Origin of the sequence: Streptomyces sp. H27-H5, from assembly GCF_026627505.1 — a bacterium.
Classification (GTDB): Bacteria; Actinomycetota; Actinomycetes; order Streptomycetales; family Streptomycetaceae; genus Streptomyces.
The window spans coordinates 16,329-30,520 of record NZ_JAPNLK010000043.1; the positions used below are offsets into that span (position 1 = coordinate 16,329).

Below are 14,192 nucleotides of genomic sequence, written 5' to 3' on the forward strand. Positions count from 1 at the left end.
ACGCGTGGCAGCGGCGGAGCGACCCGACAGACCCGCGCCGGACGGCGGCATGCCCGTGACCGGAGCCGGGGAGCGGCTCGCGCTGAACGGCATGGGCAGCTACGACTGGGACCTCGGCGCGGGGACGGTGTCGCTCGACGAGGCCGGCCTGGTCGTCTTCGACCTGGAACCGGAGGAGTTCGACCACACCCCGGAAGGCCTGGGGCTGCGGGTTCCGGCCGACGACAGCGCACGGCTCGCGGACACCGTGGGCGGGGTGCTCGACAGCGGTGAGGGGACGTACGGCTCCTACTTCACGGTGCGCCGGCGCGACGGCCGCGACCAGTGGACCCACATCCAGGGGAGGGTGCTGCGCGCCCCCGACGGCCGCCCCCTGCGGATCGTCGGCATCGTCCGGGACGCGACGGCCGAGCTGGCCCACCTCACGGTGCTGCGGAAGCTGGAGTCGGCCCGCGCCCAGCAGGCCACCATCGTGCAGCGGACCACCGAGGCCCTGTCGCGGGCCGTGACCGTCGACGACGTGACGGCCACCCTGACGGGCACCGGAGCCCTGGAACGGCTCGGTGCGGACGGGCTCGCCCTCGGTCTCGTCGAGAACGGCGCCATCAAGATCATCGCGTTGAGCGGGGAGTCCCTGGAGATCCTCAATGAGCGGAGGTTCACCCGGCTGGACGGTTCGCTGCCGCTGTCGCAGGCCGTCCTCAGCCGCAAGGCGCGGTTCGTCACCTCGCTGTCCGAGCTGGCGGCCGAGTTCCCGATGTTCTCGGACTACCTGAACCGGATCCGCTACGACGCGGCCGCCTACCTGCCGCTGATCGCGCAGGCCAAGGCCATCGGCGGACTGGTCCTCTTCTACAAGCGGCTCAGCGAGTTCAGCCCCGAGGAACGCAACCTCTGCCTGGGCCTGGCGGGCATCGTGGCCCAGTCCCTCCAGCGGGCCCTGCTCTTCGACCAGGAACGGGAGTTCGCCACCGGCCTCCAGGCGTCGATGCTGCCGCGCCGGATCCCCGAGATCACCGGCGGCGAGATCGCGGTCCGCTACCACGCCGCGTGGAGCGGGCGCGAGGTCGGCGGCGACTGGTACGACGTGATCGCGCTGCCCCGCGACCGGGTCGGCATCGTCGTGGGCGACGTCCAGGGCCACGACACGCACGCCGCCGCCATCATGGGCCAACTGCGCATCGCGCTGCGCGCCTACGCGGGGGAGGGGCACCCGCCGTCCACCGTGCTGGCCCGGGCCTCCCGCTTCCTCGCCGAACTCGACACCGAACGCTTCGCGACCTGCATGTACGCGCAGGTGGACCTGGAGACCGGAGGGGTACGGGCCGTCCGCGCGGGCCACCTCGGACCGCTGATCCGCCACACGGACGGCCGAACGGGCTGGCCCAACGTGCGCGGCGGCCTGCCCCTCGGACTCGCCTCGATCTTCGAGCGGGAGGAGTTCCCCGAGACCCGGCTGGACCTGGTGCCCGGCGAGACCCTCGTGCTGTGCACCGACGGGCTCGTGGAGGAACCGGGCACCGCCATCACCCAAGGCATGGAAGCGCTGGCCCACGCCGTCCGCAGCGGCCCCCAGGAGGCCGGGGCGCTCGCCGACCACCTCTCCGACCGGCTCTGGGAACGCTGGGGCTCCGGCGACGACGTGGCCCTGCTGGTGCTGCGCCGGGCTCCCGACCCGGGCACGCACCGGGCGCCCCGCATCCACCAGTACATCCACCAGGCCGACCCCGAGGGCCTCTCGGAGGCCCGCTACGCCCTGCGGCAGGCCCTGCGCGACTGGGGCATGGCGGAACTCGCCGACGACGTGGAGCTGGCCGCGGGCGAACTGCTCGTCAACGCCCTGCTGCACACGGACGGCGGAGCGGTGCTGACCATGGAGGTGCTGCCGGAACCGGTGCGGCGGATCCGGCTGTGGGTCAAGGACCGCTCCAGCGTGTGGCCCCGCCGGCGCACCCCGGGGGAGTCGGCCACCACGGGGCGCGGGCTGCTGCTGGTGGACGCGCTGGCCACGCACTGGGGAGTGGAGTCCCGGGGCGAGGGAAAGGCCGTCTGGTGCGAGTTCGACGCCGGGGGCGTGCGGCGGGGCGCGGAGTGACCGGACGGTCACCCCGAGTTGTGGGTTGCCGGAGGGGGCGCGATGATGCCGCCATGGAACGGATTCTGCTGTGCGCCGCCTGAACAGGGGCGCGGTGACGGGCATCCTGGCCCTGCTCCTGCTGGTGGCCGGGGTGCCGAAGGCCGTGGACTGGACGACGGGGCGCCCGCACTCGGATCCCGGGTGTCAGACGGTGGCGTTCATGTCGATGACCGGTGTCGCACCGGAGTGCCGTTGACGGTGGGCTCGGGTCGCGGCGTCCGGCGTACGGGCTCCGGTCGGGGCTGACGACCGGGCCCGCGGGCACGGCCTTCGAACGGCGGCGGGGTCTGTGCGCACGGCCGTTGACGGCGGGGATCCGGTAGCGGCGGCTACCGGACCGGACGGCGTCAGGGGTCGCGCCGGGATCACCGGTGGTCGAACACCTCGATGTTCTTGTCGTCCTCGGCGAGCGTGTCGATCGAGCGCGGCAGCAGCCCGGAGAAGTGGACCTCCTGGAGCTGCGCCACGGCCTCGGCGCGACCGGCGTGCAGGCCCGGGGTGAAGCGAACGGAGCCGCGCGCCTCCCAGCGGTGCCGCTCGCCGTCGCAACGGGCGTCGCCGGCGGCGACGGTGAGACGGAGCCCCTCCTGGACGACGATCGCCTTCACCTGGACCGCCCCCCTGGGTGACGAGCCCTCGCACAGGTAGGTCCCGGAAAGGGTGACGGAGCCGTCCTCGGTGATGTGGGCGTAAGGCTGTACGGAAATCTCCTGGTTGAAAACAGTGGCGTTCGCCGGAGCGGTGAATACCGAGACGGCGGCCAGTGCGGAGAACGCCGCGAGGGCCATTCGGCGGCCGAACATGACCATTTTTCCTCCAGTGGGAAACGGGTGGCGGGGTACTGCCGGAAGCATTCTGCTGGCAGTCGGCAGGTCAACTCGCTCCGCGGACTCGTGTCGGTGTGTGCAATTGCCCGCTCGGGCGCGTGAAACTGACCGGAATGCTTCCCCGCCCCGAAGATCCCCGAAGGGATCCCGCATGCGTCAGCCCGCTTCCGTCCTCGCCGCCGCCGCCCTCCTGCCCCTCCTGCTGATGGGCGCCACCGCCTGCCAGAGCGTGTCCGAGGGGGCCGCCGTGGCCCCTGCGGCGGTCCCCGCCGTCCCGGTGGACGACGGGGTGCCGGGATCCGACGGCGACCCGGCGGCACCGGCCCCGGCGGTGGTGCCCGCGACCGCGAAGGATGCCCGTGTGGGTGACTCCGTACGGGTGCCGGGCCGGCAGGTCGGACAGCACCTCCAGGTGGTGCTCAACGCGTACGTGGACCCGGCCGTCAGCGTCGAGAAGAACTTCGCACCGGTCGCCGGGAAGCGCTGGGTGGCCGCCTCGATGTCGTTCGTCAACGTGGGGGGAGCCTCGTACGGGGCTCTCGGGAGCATGTGGGCGTACGACGGCGAGGGACAGCGCCACGCGATCGTGCCGACCGGTGAACTGACAACCGGCAAACCCCTCGTCTTCGATTCCCTGGAGGTCGGTGAGCGGGCCGAGGGATGGGTGGTGTTCGAAATTCCGGAAAGCGCGCGCATCGTGCGGCTCCAGTACCAGGACGCGAACACGCAGGCGAATTCCGGAGGGGGATTCTGGGCCGTATAGCCCGCTCGGGTGAAAGGCCGCGAGGGGGTGGTCGGCAGCGCACTAAGGTGCGGCGCATGACTTCCACCCAAGCCGAAATCGACCGGTCCCAGCTCGGCACCCTTTCCGTGCTCGCCTGGATCGGTGACCCCTCCGAGGGTCACGACATCCCCTACCTCCTCGCCTACACCCTGGGCGACGGCCCGGGCGGCAAGGAGGCCGGCGAGGCGGCCGCCCGAGGTCTCCTGGAGGAGATCGGCCTGCCGATCGGGGACGTGGTCATGGACGGCACCCTCAAGGCGGCCACCTTCCCGGTGAAGATCCTGCTGGCCGACCACCAGATCGCGCTGACCCTGCCCGGGCTCAACGCCACCTGCACCGCCCCGCCGGAGTGGGTCGTCGCCGCCCGCGAGAGCGGGCAGGCCTACTTCCTGTTCGCCACGCGTGCCTGGCCCGAGGCCGTCCCCGGGCAGCCGGTCTCCGCGGAGGTGCTCCAGGCCTTCGCGGGCGACGAGGAAGTGCTGACCAGCAGCGCCCACTGCGTGCTCACGGTGCAGAGCCTGCGCGGCTGACACGGCGCCGGCGTCACCCCCCCACACACACTCCGGCCGCCGGGCCCCCAGCCTGCCCGGTGGCCGGTGGGGTGGGGTGGTGGGGCGGTGGCCGTGACGTCACCGCCTCCACCCGTGAAGCCTTACGGCTGGTCGAAGGCGAAGCGGAGCGAACGTACCCGGTTGTCGAAGTTGGATCCCGCCAGGTCGGGCAGGCCCACGGCGCGCAACCCCACCGGCCGGGTCAGCAGCTCACGGAACAGTGACTTCATCTCCACCCGGGCCAGATGGGCGCCCAGGCAGAAATGCGGACCGCCGCCCCCGAACCCCAGGTGCGGATTGGGCGAGCGGGTGATGTCGAAGGCGTCGGGGTCGGGGAAGACCGCCTCGTCGCGGTTGGCGGAGGCGTAGTACAGCACCACCTTGTCGCCGGGCGTGAACAGGCGCCCGCCCAGGTCGTGTTCGGCCACCACCGTGCGGCGGAACTGGATGATCGGCGTCGAGTGGCGGATCATCTCGTCCACGGCACCGTCGGCGTACGACTCGAAGTCCGACAGCAGTAGATCGCGTTGGTCCGGGAAATCGGTGAGCAGGGTCAGCCCGTGCGTGATCGCGTTCCGGGTGGTCTCCACGCCGGCCACCATCAACAGCGAGAAGAACGCACCGAGTTGCCGGGCACCCAGGGCCTGGCCGTCCACGTTCGCGCAGACCAGCGCCGAGATGAGGTCGTCGGTGGGGTTCCTGCGCCGTTCCCGCCCGATGCCCGCGACCATCCGCTGCATCCGGGCCAGCGCGCGCAAACCGCGCCCCGGCATCCGCAGCCGGGCGGTCAGGCCCCGCTCCACGCCGATGTGTTCGGAGGCGTGGTTGACCCGGTCCGCGATCTCGGCCCGGTAGGCCTCCGGGATGCCCATCATGTTGCAGATGACCTCCAGCGGAAGCCGGGAGGCCACCGCCGAGACGAACTCGTCGGGCCGCTCGTCCAGCACGTCGTCCACGATCCTGGCCGCCACCGCGTGGATGTCCTCCTCGGCCGCGGCCAACAGCCGCGGCGTGAAGGCCCGCTGCACGACCTTGCGCAACCGCGCGTGGTCGGGGCCGTCCAGGTTGACCATCGAGTCCCCGAACAGGGCCCGTACCCAGCGGGGCGGCTCCGGGGTCGTGACCCCCGGCGCGCTCGCGAACACCTTGGGCAGCCGGCTTGCCTCCTGCACGTCCGCGTGTCGCACCATGGCCCAGTGGCCCCGATCCCGGCCCTCGGGCACGTACACCGGGGAATCGAGCGCCCGCAGCCGGGCGAAGGCCGCCAGCCGGGCCTGCGGGGGCGACTGCCAGAAGGCCGGATCGGCCAGCTCGGCCCCGGGTCGGCCTTCGTATCGCTGTGCCGGGACTGTCATGCCCGTACCTTCTTCCTTCTCGTCGGCAGCACGCCGAATCGCCCCCGACCGTTCTCACGCACCAGAACGCGCCCGCTCGGCCAAGGTCACGCCCACCGCCACCGTGGCGGCCGCCACCAGTCCGATCCAGAGCACCGCGTGCTCGCCGGTCCAGGCGCAGACGAGGACGGCCAGGGCCGAGATGGGGAGCACCAGCTGCTGGGCCATGCCCCGCTTGAAGTGACGGGAGTGCAGGAACCACACGAAGAGCAGGAACAGCGCGGCCGGGACGGCGACCGCGAGGTTCGCCGCCAGGTCGGAGACGTGCGCCTTGCCCACTGCCTGCTCGATCGCCACCTCGATGCCGGCGCCGATCGCCGCCGCCGACGCCAGGATCACGAAGTGCCCGTAACCCCACGGGATGGCATCGCGGTTGGTGCGCAGCCCCTCGTGCACGGGCACCGCGAAGTAGATCCACCAGGCGGCGAAGACCAGCAGCAGACCGCCCGCCGCGATCGGCAGCAACTCGCCCAGCGCCTCGTGTTCGTCGATCGCCGACTGCACGGCGACCGTGCTCGCGGCGATGGTCTCGCCGAGCACGATGATGGTGAACAGGCCGTACCGCTCCGCGATGTGGTGCGGGTGCCACGGCGTCTGGTGACCGTGCTCCGCGATGACCGGCACCGCCAACTCCGCCACCACCATGACCAGGAACAGCCACTGCCGGGCGCTCTCGGGTGCCAGGAGCAGCGCCGTCCAGCCCGCCTGGCAGATCAGCAGCCCCACCGCGTAGGTGATCGCGCAACGGCGGGCCGGACCACGCTCCCCGGCGGCCGCCCGCAGCCACTGGAAGGTCAGCGCGATGCGCATCACCAGATAGCCGATGACCGCGACGGTCCAGTCGTTGTCGTTGAAGGCGCGCGGGATCCCGGCGGAGTAGACGAGCACCCCGGAGATCTGCACCAGGGTCGCGATCCGGTACGGGATGTCGTCGACGTCGTAGGCGGAGGCGAACCAGGTGAAGTTCATCCAGGCCCACCACACCCCGAAGAACACGAAGAGGTAGCCGGTGATGCCGCTGCCCACGTGCCCCTCCGCCAGGGCGTGGACGAGTTGGCGGCCGGCCTGCGCCACGCCGACCACGAAGCACAGGTCGAAGAAGAGCTCCAGGGGAGTCGCGGCTCGGTGGCTCTCGTCCCGGCTCCGGGCGGTCATCGGTACGTACGTCATACAGCCCAGCACAGCAGCCGGGCGCGGGTCGGCAGCCGAGGCGCGCGGCCCGCGGCGCCCGCGTACCCCGGGCGGACTCGTCGCCCCGGGCCCCGGCGAGCAGGGCCTCGGCTCCCCGGGCTCCGTCGCGCCGGGTCTCGGCGAGCCGTGTTCCTCGCTTCCGGTGGTGGGGGCGGGGGTGCGGTCCTTGGTCCGGCGGGCGGGGCGACCAACGCACTGCGGGGGAGGGGACCTTCTTCCGTCGCCCGCGGTGCGTTCTCCTCTGACGCGTGCCCCCCGGTCCGACGGAACCTGGATATGTCAGGACCGTCAGGACTCTTTCGGTCCCCGCCCCCACCACCCAGGACACGCCATGAGTATCGCCACGCAGGAAGCGCGCTCGGCGACCGGACGTACGCAGGCGCCGGATCCGGCGCAGTACCGCCCAGGCCGCCCCATCACCGACTGGACGCCGGAGGACCCGTCCTTCTGGCAGTCCACGGGGAAGAAGGTGGCCACTCGCAATCTGTGGATCGCGGTGCCGGCGCTGCTCGTGGCCTTCGTGGTCTGGCAGGTCTGGAGCATCACTGCGACCAACCTCAAGGACGTCGGCTTCGGTTTCTCCCAGTCCCAGCTGTTCTGGCTGACCGCGGTGCCGGGCATCACCGGAGGTACCGCCCGGATCTTCTACACCTTCCTCGGCCCGAGGATCGGGCAGCGCCGCTTCACCGCGCTGTCGACCGTCGTGCTCATCGTGCCGCTGCTCTGGCTCGGTTTCGCGGTGCAGGACACGAGCACCTCGTACACGACGATGGTCGCCATCGCCGCGCTGTGCGGCATCGGCGGAGCGAACTTCTCCTCCTCCCTGGCCAACATCGGCTTCTTCTATCCCAAGCAGGAGAAGGGCAACGCGACCGGCATCAACGGCGGTCTGGGCAACCTCGGTGTGTCGGTGGTCCAGTTGCTGACCCCGATCCTGATCACCTCCTCGGTCCTGGCGATCGGCGCGGGCCAGAAGAAGGCGAATGGCTCGGAGATCTACCTCCAGAACGCGGCCTTCGTGTGGGTCCCGGTCCTGATCGTGCTCGCGGTGATCGCCTGGTTCGGTCAGAACGACCTGAAGGTGGCCTCCACCCCCTTCAGCCGCCAGAAGATCATCTTCAAGCGCAAGCGCACCTGGCTGATGACCTGGCTCTACGTCGGCACGTTCGGCTCCTTGATCGGCTTCGCCGCGGCCCTGCCGCTGCTGATCAAGACGACCTTCCCGGCGTACTCGGTGGCGACCTACGCCTGGATGGGCCCCGCCCTCGGCGCGCTGGCCCGCTGGGCGGGTGGATGGATCGCCGACAAGCTGGGCGGCGCCCGGGTGACGATCCTGTCCTTCGCGGGCTTGGCGGCCTCCATCATCGGAGTGATCACCTTCCTGCCGGTCGGCTCCGACCAGGGGTCCTTCCAGGGCTTCTTCCTCTGCTTCCTGGCGGCGTTCTTCTTCTCGGGCGTCGGCAACGGGTCGACCTTCCGGCAGATCCCGGTGATCTTCCGGGACCAGCACATGCGGGCGGCCGAGGGCCAGGGCCCGGCCGCGCAGGACGCCGCGATGAAGCAGTCCGAGATGGAGGCCGGAGCCGTCACCGGCTTCTCCTCGGCGATCGCCGCCTACGGCTTCTTCTTCATCCCCGCGATGTTCGCGGCGATGGCGGTGACCAACGCGCTCTGGCTGTTCATCGGCTTCTACGCCACCTGCCTCGCCGTGTGCTGGTGGTTCTACGCCCGCAAGGGCGCGGAGGCCCCCAGCTGAGCGGGGGCGGGGGCGGGGACGGCCGTACTCTGGAGCCATGAGCACCGCCCCCGCCTCCGACCCGCAGGACGCGCACCACGCGCCCGTGTCCGCGCCCGATCCCGCGGCCCCCGCCGCCAAGCCCAAGCCGAAGGCCAGGCTCGACTTCGACGACCCGCTGGACCGGCAGTCCTCGGACGACACCGACCGGGGATGGGGCGAGCGACCCCCCGCCGGCGGAAGCGCGGCCGACCTGGCCCGCTTCCTCGACGAGAAGCCCCCGCACCACGTCTGAGCGGGGCGGCTCGGAGCGAGCCGTCGCGCCTCTATCCGTGTCCCGGACCCTGGCCGTAGCCGGGGCCCTGCGCGTAGCCCGGACCCTGGCCGTAACCCGCACCCTGCCCGTGACCCGCTCCGTGGCCGTCGACCGCACCGGAGACGGACGCCGTGCGCTGTGCCACCAGGGTGTCCCGGATCTCCTTGAGGACCACCAGCTCGGTGATCTCCATCGTCTCCTGGACGCCCTCCTTGGCCTTGCGGCGCTGCTCGACCTTGGCCAGGTACTTCGCCATCGGCAGCACCATCAGGAAGTAGACGACGGCCGCGGTGATCAGGAAGGTCAGCGTGGCGTTCAGCACCGAACCCCACATGATGTTCACGCCGGTCGGCTCGCCCTTGGCGTTGACCCCACAGGTGTCCTTCAGACACGAGGAGTAGACGTCCAGGTTCTTGGTGCCCACGGCACCGACCAATGGGCTGATGATCCCCTTCACGATGGAGTTCACGATGTTCGTGAACGCCGCGCCGATGACCACGGCCACCGCCAGGTCGACCACGTTGCCGCGCATCAGGAAGGCCTTGAAGCCTGCCAGGACGCTCTCCTTCTTCTGCTCGCTCACCACTGAGCCTATCTTCACATCCACAAAACACGGAGCCAACGGTTCCGAAAGCTACGGCAGTACGGGCCCGGCGTGTCCAATCCGTCCGCACCTCAAGGTGACTCGACTGGGCCCGTGTGCGATTCAACACAGCGTCACCGCCAGGCGTGACACGCTGCCCACCCCCACGAGGGCCCGCGCGGTTTCCCGGGGTACGGACAGGACCACCAGGGCGCCGCCATCCCCGACACCCTGCTCGGGCTCGGGCACTTCGGCAACTCGGGCCGCCACCGCCACCACCCGGGGCGGGCCCGCCCGCTCCGCCGCCACCACGTCCACCCGGTCCCCGGGGCGCAACAGCCGCACGGTCGCCGCGTCCGCGATGCGCACGGGGGCCGACACCATCCGCACCACGGCGGGCGGTGGCTTCGCCTCGGGCGGCGCACCGCCCCGGGAGGCCCGCGCCTCCGTACCGCCCACGGTCAACAGGGCCGCCACGACGGCCAGTCCGGCCGCGCCGACCCGACGCCGACGCCGCAGGGCGCGCCGCAGCCGGTCCCCGCCCCGCCCCACGCGCAGCGGCGGGAAGAGGGGGACGGGACGTGCGGGAGGACATGCGGAGGAAGAGGGCAGCAGGGATGTGGTCCTGGACATGATGAACACCGCCGAGTCGATCGTGGGGCCGATGTCCGGGCCGACGCCCGGACACCCCTCACGATCCGCCGCCCCGCCCGTCTCCGCTCGGGCCTGTGGACGATCCCCAGGTTGTGGACAAACCCCGTCGCCCCCACGGGGGACCGGCGCGCACGGTTCAGGCCGCGTTCGGGTTCCGGCAGGCCTCCGAGAACCCCTGGCTCGTCAGCCCGAAGGCGCTGTTGACGCGCGAGCGCCAGTTCTCCAGCGCGATCATCGCGGTGAGTTCCACGAACGCGGCCTCGCCGAGGCGGGCGATCAGTTCGGCGGCGAGCGCGTCGGTGACGGTCGGCTCGGTCTCGGTCATGGCCTCGGCGTACTCCATGACCAGCAGTTCCGGCTCGGTGAAGACGTCACGGGCATCGCGCCAGCGCGGCACGTTCCGGGCCTTCTCCGGTGACAGGCCCTTCTCGTGCCCCTCCCAGTAACCGAAGTCCATGCACCACGAGCAGTTGACGCGGGCCGCCGCCGCCATCACCGCGAGGTGCTTCAACTGACCGTCGAGGGCCTGCCACTTCGCCACCTGCCGTTCGAGGCGGACGTACGCGAGGAGGACGCGCGCGTTGTGCCCGTACGCGAGGCCGGGCGCGAGCACCTTGCCGTAGGCGCGGCGCGCGTACCAGGCGCCGAGGCGGTTGAGCAGGGTGCGGGGCGGGGTGAGCGAGATGCGCGGCATGGTGGTCGCCTCCTGTGCGGGACGGCCCCGATGGCCGGTCCTCCACAGCTCTGACCGGACAGCCCTGCGGAATGTGACACCACGCCTCCCGCTCCCGCGAGACCCACCGCGCCCGCCGAACCCCGGCCGGCCGGGGCCCTGACGCCTGGGCCCGAGCGTCCCCGGAAGGCCCGGCCTCAGCCCGCAGCTGCAGCCCCACCGAGCCCCGGTCCGCAGGCCGCGCCCGAGACGACTCCCGGCCCGCGCCCGAGACGGCCCGCCGAACCGGCCCGCGCCCAAGACCCCCCCCGGCCTCCGTTACGGCAGTTCGATGCCCAGGTCCCAGCCGTCGTGCGCGTGCGTGCACAGGCAGGCGCGGGACTCCGTCGGGGGCAGGGCCGCCACCGCGTCGAAGAGGACCTCGCGCAGGCGTCCGACGTTCTCGCCGAACACCTTGAGGACCTCGGTGTGGGACACGCCCTCGCCCGTCTCGGCGCCCGCGTCCAGGTCGGTCACCAGCGCCATGGAGGTGTAGCAGAGTCCCAGCTCACGGGCGAGGACCGCCTCCGGGTGGCCCGTCATGCCGACCACGGACCAGCCCGCCGCGGCGTGCCAGCGCGACTCGGCCCGCGTCGAGAACCGCGGCCCTTCGATGACGACCATGGTGCCGCCGTCCACGGGCTCCCACTCCCGCCCGCGGGCCGCGGCCAGGGCCACGTCGCGTCCGACGGGGCAGTACGGGTCGGCGAAGGTGGTGTGCACGACGTTCGGGACGCTGCCGTCGGGCAGCGGCTCCCCGTCGAAGAAGGTCTGGGCGCGGGACTTCGTTCGGTCGACGAGCTGGTCGGGGACGAGCAGCGTGCCCGGACCGTACTCGGCCCGCAGGCCGCCCACCGCGCAGGGGCCGAGCACCTGGCGGACGCCGACCGAGCGCAGGGCCCACAGGTTGGCCCGGTAGTTGATCTTGTGCGGGGGCACGGTGTGGCTGCGCCCGTGCCGCGGCAGGAAGGCCACCGACCGGCCGGCCAGCTCGCCCAGGTACAGGGAGTCGCTTGGAGGCCCGTACGGGGTCTCGACCTGCACCTCCGTGACGTCCTCCAGGAAGGAGTAGAAGCCCGAGCCGCCGATGACACCGATCTCTGCATTCGCCATGCGGTCAGCCTAACCGGGCATGCGTGAGGCCCCGCTGCCCAAAGAGGGCGGCGGGGCCTCACGGAAGACTGACGGGATCAGGCAGCCGAGGTGGAGCTGCCGGTTCCGGACGTCGAGGACGACGAGGCGGCCGGGGCGGCAGCCGTCGAGGTCGTGGACGACGTGGACGCCGGCTTCGAGGCAGGGGTGCTGCTCGACGAGGCGCCGCGGCTGTCGTTCCGGTAGAAACCGGAGCCCTTGAAGACGATGCCGACCGCGGAGAACACCTTCTTCAGGCGTCCGTCGCAGTTCGGGCACACGGTCAGTGCGTCATCGGTGAACTTCTGCACGGCCTCAAGGCCCTCACCGCACTCGGTGCACTGGTACTGGTAGGTCGGCACGAATTTCCTCCTGGCACTCTGACTCAATGAGTGCTAACGACGCTCCATGGTGACGTATTCCGGCCGATCAGTCCACCGTCCTTGGCGCGCGGTGACCGAGGCCACGCTCAGACGCTGGTCAGATCACGCTGCCGGCCGCGCCGGGCGGTGGTGCCCGTGACGGTCTCCGCGTCGGTCGCGGAAGTCGTCTCCGGGGCGTTCTCGGCGGCGTTCTCGGGGGTGTCGCCCGAGTCGGCCTCCGTGGCGCTCTCGGTGGTGGACGAGGCGTTCACGATCCGGCTCGGCGCCTTCGGCGCGAGCTTGGACCGCAGGGCCAGCAGGGTGACCAGTGCCAGGGCGGTGGCCGCCAGCGGCACGAGGAAGCCGTACGAGGAACCGTGCGCGTCGGTCAGTCGACCGGCGACGATCACCGCGATGGCCTGTCCGAAGGCGACCGCGCCGGTGAGCCAGGTGAAGGCCTCGGTGCGGGCGTTCGCCGGGATCAGCGACTCGACCATGGTGTAACCGGTGATCAGGGCCGGGGCGATGCACAGTCCGACGAACAGGCCGAGCGCGGCCAGCATGACCATCGAGTCGGCGGTCCACAGCAGGGACGCGAAGGCGGTCAGGCCGATGTAGCCGAACAGCAGCCGGCGGCGCGGGCCGATCTTCCAGGCGATGGCGCCGCAGGCGATGCCGGCGATCATGTTGCCCGCGGCGAAGACGCCGTACAGCAGGCCATTGGCGCCCGGGTTGCCGATCTCGTTGGAGAAGGCGGCCAGGGAGACCTGCATGCCGCCGAAGACGGCGCCGATCCCGAGGAAGGCGACGATCAGGACGCGCAGACCGGGGGAGGTCAGGGCCGAGACGCGCTTGGCCTCGCCGATGACCTGGACGTGTGCCGGGGGCTGGGTCCGACGCTGCGCGGCGAACAGCAGCCCGCCGAGGAGGCTCAGGGTGGCCTCGGTGATCAGACCGGCGGCGGGGTGGATGCCGGTGCACAGCGCGGTCGCGAGGACCGGGCCGACGACGAAGGTGAACTCGTCGGTGACGGACTCGAACGCGGCGGCCGTCGGCAGCAGCGGCGAGCCCTCCAGCTTCGCGGCCCAGCGGGCCCGGACCATCGGGCCGACCTGCGGCACCGAGGCGCCGGCGGGGATCGCGGCGGCGGCGAGCGCCCAGACCGGCGCGCCGGCCAGGGCCAGCGCGGCCAGGCCGGTGACGGCGGCGGAGTGGATCAGTACGACCGGCAGCAGGACGGCGCTCTGGCCGTGGCGGTCGGTGAGGTTGCCCATCAGGGGGGCGCACAGCGCCATGGAGATGCCGGTGACGGCGGCGACGATGCCGGCGTTGGCGTAGGAGCCGGTGGTGTGCTGGACGAGCAGCAGGATGCTGATGGTCAGCATGCCGAACGGCAGTCGGGCGGCGAAGCCCGGAAGAAGGAAGCCGAGGGCGCCGGGAGTGCGCAGGAGCTGTCCGTAGCCGGGGCGGGCGGACGTGTCGGTCGTGACCGCGGATGTCACGGCCTGGCCTTTCCGCTGCCTGGTAGAACTCCCCGACTGCGGACGATGCATCACCTTGTGAGCGATCGCACCCGTACATGTGGGAGCCCCGAGAGCTGTCCTCTTGCGCAGAACCGAGTGATACCTGGGCGCCCACTGCGGGAGGGTGCCACGGCCGCTTTGCGGTCGCGCCAGCTCTGCGTCAGGCAGAGTTGGTTCGATGTGGTGTGCCTTCATCGTACAGGGGGATTCCCTATCACGCCCTGTGATTACGGCGACAGGCGGTGCCTTCACCTGGGATTAACTGGAACTTCGCATTCCAGAAACCCGAAAT

The 14,192-nt window shown here is 71.4% G+C and carries 15 protein-coding genes; 6 read left to right on the plus strand and 9 right to left on the minus strand.

Annotation, left to right across the window (positions count from 1 at the left end):
- Positions 1-49 precede the first annotated feature (49 nt).
- Together OTB19_RS21555 and OTB19_RS21560 are read left to right on the plus strand one after the other, a co-directional pair.
- Positions 50-2,095 carry a SpoIIE family protein phosphatase gene (locus tag OTB19_RS21555; RefSeq protein WP_267799990.1) on the plus strand — a complete coding sequence of 682 codons (2,046 nt, stop codon included), beginning with the start codon at positions 50-52 and terminating at the stop codon, positions 2,093-2,095.
- Positions 2,096-2,165: 70 nt separating this feature from the next.
- A complete protein-coding gene (locus tag OTB19_RS21560) occupies positions 2,166-2,333 on the plus strand; it encodes a hypothetical protein (protein WP_267799991.1) in 168 nt (55 codons plus the stop codon).
- 169 nt (positions 2,334-2,502) lie between these two features.
- On the opposite strand, the gene OTB19_RS21565 is transcribed toward OTB19_RS21560, so the two are convergent.
- Entirely contained in the window at positions 2,503-2,940 is a 438-nt protein-coding gene (locus OTB19_RS21565; RefSeq protein ID WP_267799992.1) for a DUF6299 family protein, read from the minus strand.
- Between the two features lie 175 nt (positions 2,941-3,115).
- Here OTB19_RS21565 and OTB19_RS21570 point away from each other — a divergent pair, with 175 nt between their 5' ends.
- Together OTB19_RS21570 and OTB19_RS21575 are read left to right on the plus strand one after the other, a co-directional pair.
- Complete coding sequence (locus OTB19_RS21570) at positions 3,116-3,727, plus strand: DUF4352 domain-containing protein (protein ID WP_267799993.1); 612 nt, start codon at positions 3,116-3,118, stop codon at positions 3,725-3,727.
- Between the two features lie 56 nt (positions 3,728-3,783).
- Entirely contained in the window at positions 3,784-4,278 is a 495-nt protein-coding gene (locus tag OTB19_RS21575; RefSeq protein WP_267799994.1) for a DUF5949 family protein, read from the plus strand.
- Positions 4,279-4,400: 122 nt separating this feature from the next.
- Here OTB19_RS21575 and OTB19_RS21580 read toward each other — a convergent pair whose 3' ends face one another.
- Both OTB19_RS21580 and OTB19_RS21585 read right to left on the minus strand, forming a co-directional pair.
- Positions 4,401-5,654, minus strand: coding sequence for a cytochrome P450 (locus OTB19_RS21580; RefSeq protein ID WP_267799995.1), 1,254 nt, complete (start codon positions 5,652-5,654; stop codon positions 4,401-4,403).
- Between the two features lie 54 nt (positions 5,655-5,708).
- Positions 5,709-6,863 (minus strand): low temperature requirement protein A, encoded by a 1,155-nt coding sequence (locus OTB19_RS21585; protein WP_267799996.1) that lies wholly within the window; start codon positions 6,861-6,863, stop codon positions 5,709-5,711.
- A 352-nt stretch (positions 6,864-7,215) separates the two neighbouring features.
- On the opposite strand from OTB19_RS21585, the gene OTB19_RS21590 reads away from it, so the two are divergent.
- Together OTB19_RS21590 and OTB19_RS21595 are read left to right on the plus strand one after the other, a co-directional pair.
- A complete protein-coding gene (locus OTB19_RS21590) occupies positions 7,216-8,640 on the plus strand; it encodes a NarK family nitrate/nitrite MFS transporter (protein ID WP_267799997.1) in 1,425 nt (474 codons plus the stop codon).
- A gap of 37 nt (positions 8,641-8,677) precedes the next feature.
- Positions 8,678-8,914 (plus strand): hypothetical protein, encoded by a 237-nt coding sequence (locus OTB19_RS21595; RefSeq protein ID WP_267799998.1) that lies wholly within the window; start codon positions 8,678-8,680, stop codon positions 8,912-8,914.
- Positions 8,915-8,945: 31 nt separating this feature from the next.
- On the opposite strand, the gene mscL is transcribed toward OTB19_RS21595, so the two are convergent.
- The 6 genes from mscL to OTB19_RS21625 all read right to left on the minus strand — a co-directional run bounded on the left by mscL (position 8,946) and on the right by OTB19_RS21625 (position 13,879).
- The gene (gene mscL / locus OTB19_RS21600; RefSeq protein WP_324290533.1) at positions 8,946-9,521 is read right to left on the minus strand and encodes a large conductance mechanosensitive channel protein MscL; all 576 of its coding nucleotides are present in this window, start codon (positions 9,519-9,521) and stop codon (positions 8,946-8,948) included.
- Between the two features lie 120 nt (positions 9,522-9,641).
- On the minus strand, positions 9,642-10,151 hold the full coding sequence (locus OTB19_RS21605) for a hypothetical protein (RefSeq protein ID WP_267800000.1): 510 nt from the start codon (positions 10,149-10,151) through the stop codon (positions 9,642-9,644).
- A 157-nt stretch (positions 10,152-10,308) separates the two neighbouring features.
- Positions 10,309-10,866: a carboxymuconolactone decarboxylase family protein gene (locus tag OTB19_RS21610; protein ID WP_267800001.1), complete on the minus strand. Its 558-nt coding sequence runs from the start codon at positions 10,864-10,866 to the stop codon at positions 10,309-10,311.
- 297 nt (positions 10,867-11,163) lie between these two features.
- Positions 11,164-11,997: an S-methyl-5'-thioadenosine phosphorylase gene (locus tag OTB19_RS21615; RefSeq protein ID WP_267800002.1), complete on the minus strand. Its 834-nt coding sequence runs from the start codon at positions 11,995-11,997 to the stop codon at positions 11,164-11,166.
- A 77-nt stretch (positions 11,998-12,074) separates the two neighbouring features.
- On the minus strand, positions 12,075-12,377 hold the full coding sequence (locus OTB19_RS21620) for an FmdB family zinc ribbon protein (protein ID WP_267800003.1): 303 nt from the start codon (positions 12,375-12,377) through the stop codon (positions 12,075-12,077).
- Between the two features lie 107 nt (positions 12,378-12,484).
- Positions 12,485-13,879, minus strand: coding sequence for an MFS transporter (locus OTB19_RS21625; protein WP_267800004.1), 1,395 nt, complete (start codon positions 13,877-13,879; stop codon positions 12,485-12,487).
- Positions 13,880-14,192 lie beyond the last annotated feature (313 nt).

Excerpts from the sequence above, each read along its gene's own strand:
- OTB19_RS21585 (WP_267799996.1), bottom strand. The coding sequence starts at position 6,863 with ATGACGTACGTACCGATGACCGCCCGGAGCCGGGACGAGAGCCACCGA.
- OTB19_RS21575 (WP_267799994.1), top strand. The coding sequence starts at position 3,784 with ATGACTTCCACCCAAGCCGAAATCGACCGGTCCCAGCTCGGCACCCTT.
- OTB19_RS21605 (WP_267800000.1), bottom strand. The coding sequence starts at position 10,151 with ATGTCCAGGACCACATCCCTGCTGCCCTCTTCCTCCGCATGTCCTCCC.
- OTB19_RS21615 (WP_267800002.1), bottom strand. The coding sequence starts at position 11,997 with ATGGCGAATGCAGAGATCGGTGTCATCGGCGGCTCGGGCTTCTACTCC.
- OTB19_RS21595 (WP_267799998.1), top strand. The coding sequence starts at position 8,678 with ATGAGCACCGCCCCCGCCTCCGACCCGCAGGACGCGCACCACGCGCCC.
- OTB19_RS21590 (WP_267799997.1), top strand. The coding sequence starts at position 7,216 with ATGAGTATCGCCACGCAGGAAGCGCGCTCGGCGACCGGACGTACGCAG.
- OTB19_RS21565 (WP_267799992.1), bottom strand. The coding sequence starts at position 2,940 with ATGTTCGGCCGCCGAATGGCCCTCGCGGCGTTCTCCGCACTGGCCGCC.
- OTB19_RS21580 (WP_267799995.1), bottom strand. The coding sequence starts at position 5,654 with ATGACAGTCCCGGCACAGCGATACGAAGGCCGACCCGGGGCCGAGCTG.
- OTB19_RS21610 (WP_267800001.1), bottom strand. The coding sequence starts at position 10,866 with ATGCCGCGCATCTCGCTCACCCCGCCCCGCACCCTGCTCAACCGCCTC.
- OTB19_RS21570 (WP_267799993.1), top strand. The coding sequence starts at position 3,116 with ATGCGTCAGCCCGCTTCCGTCCTCGCCGCCGCCGCCCTCCTGCCCCTC.
- OTB19_RS21555 (WP_267799990.1), top strand. The coding sequence starts at position 50 with ATGCCCGTGACCGGAGCCGGGGAGCGGCTCGCGCTGAACGGCATGGGC.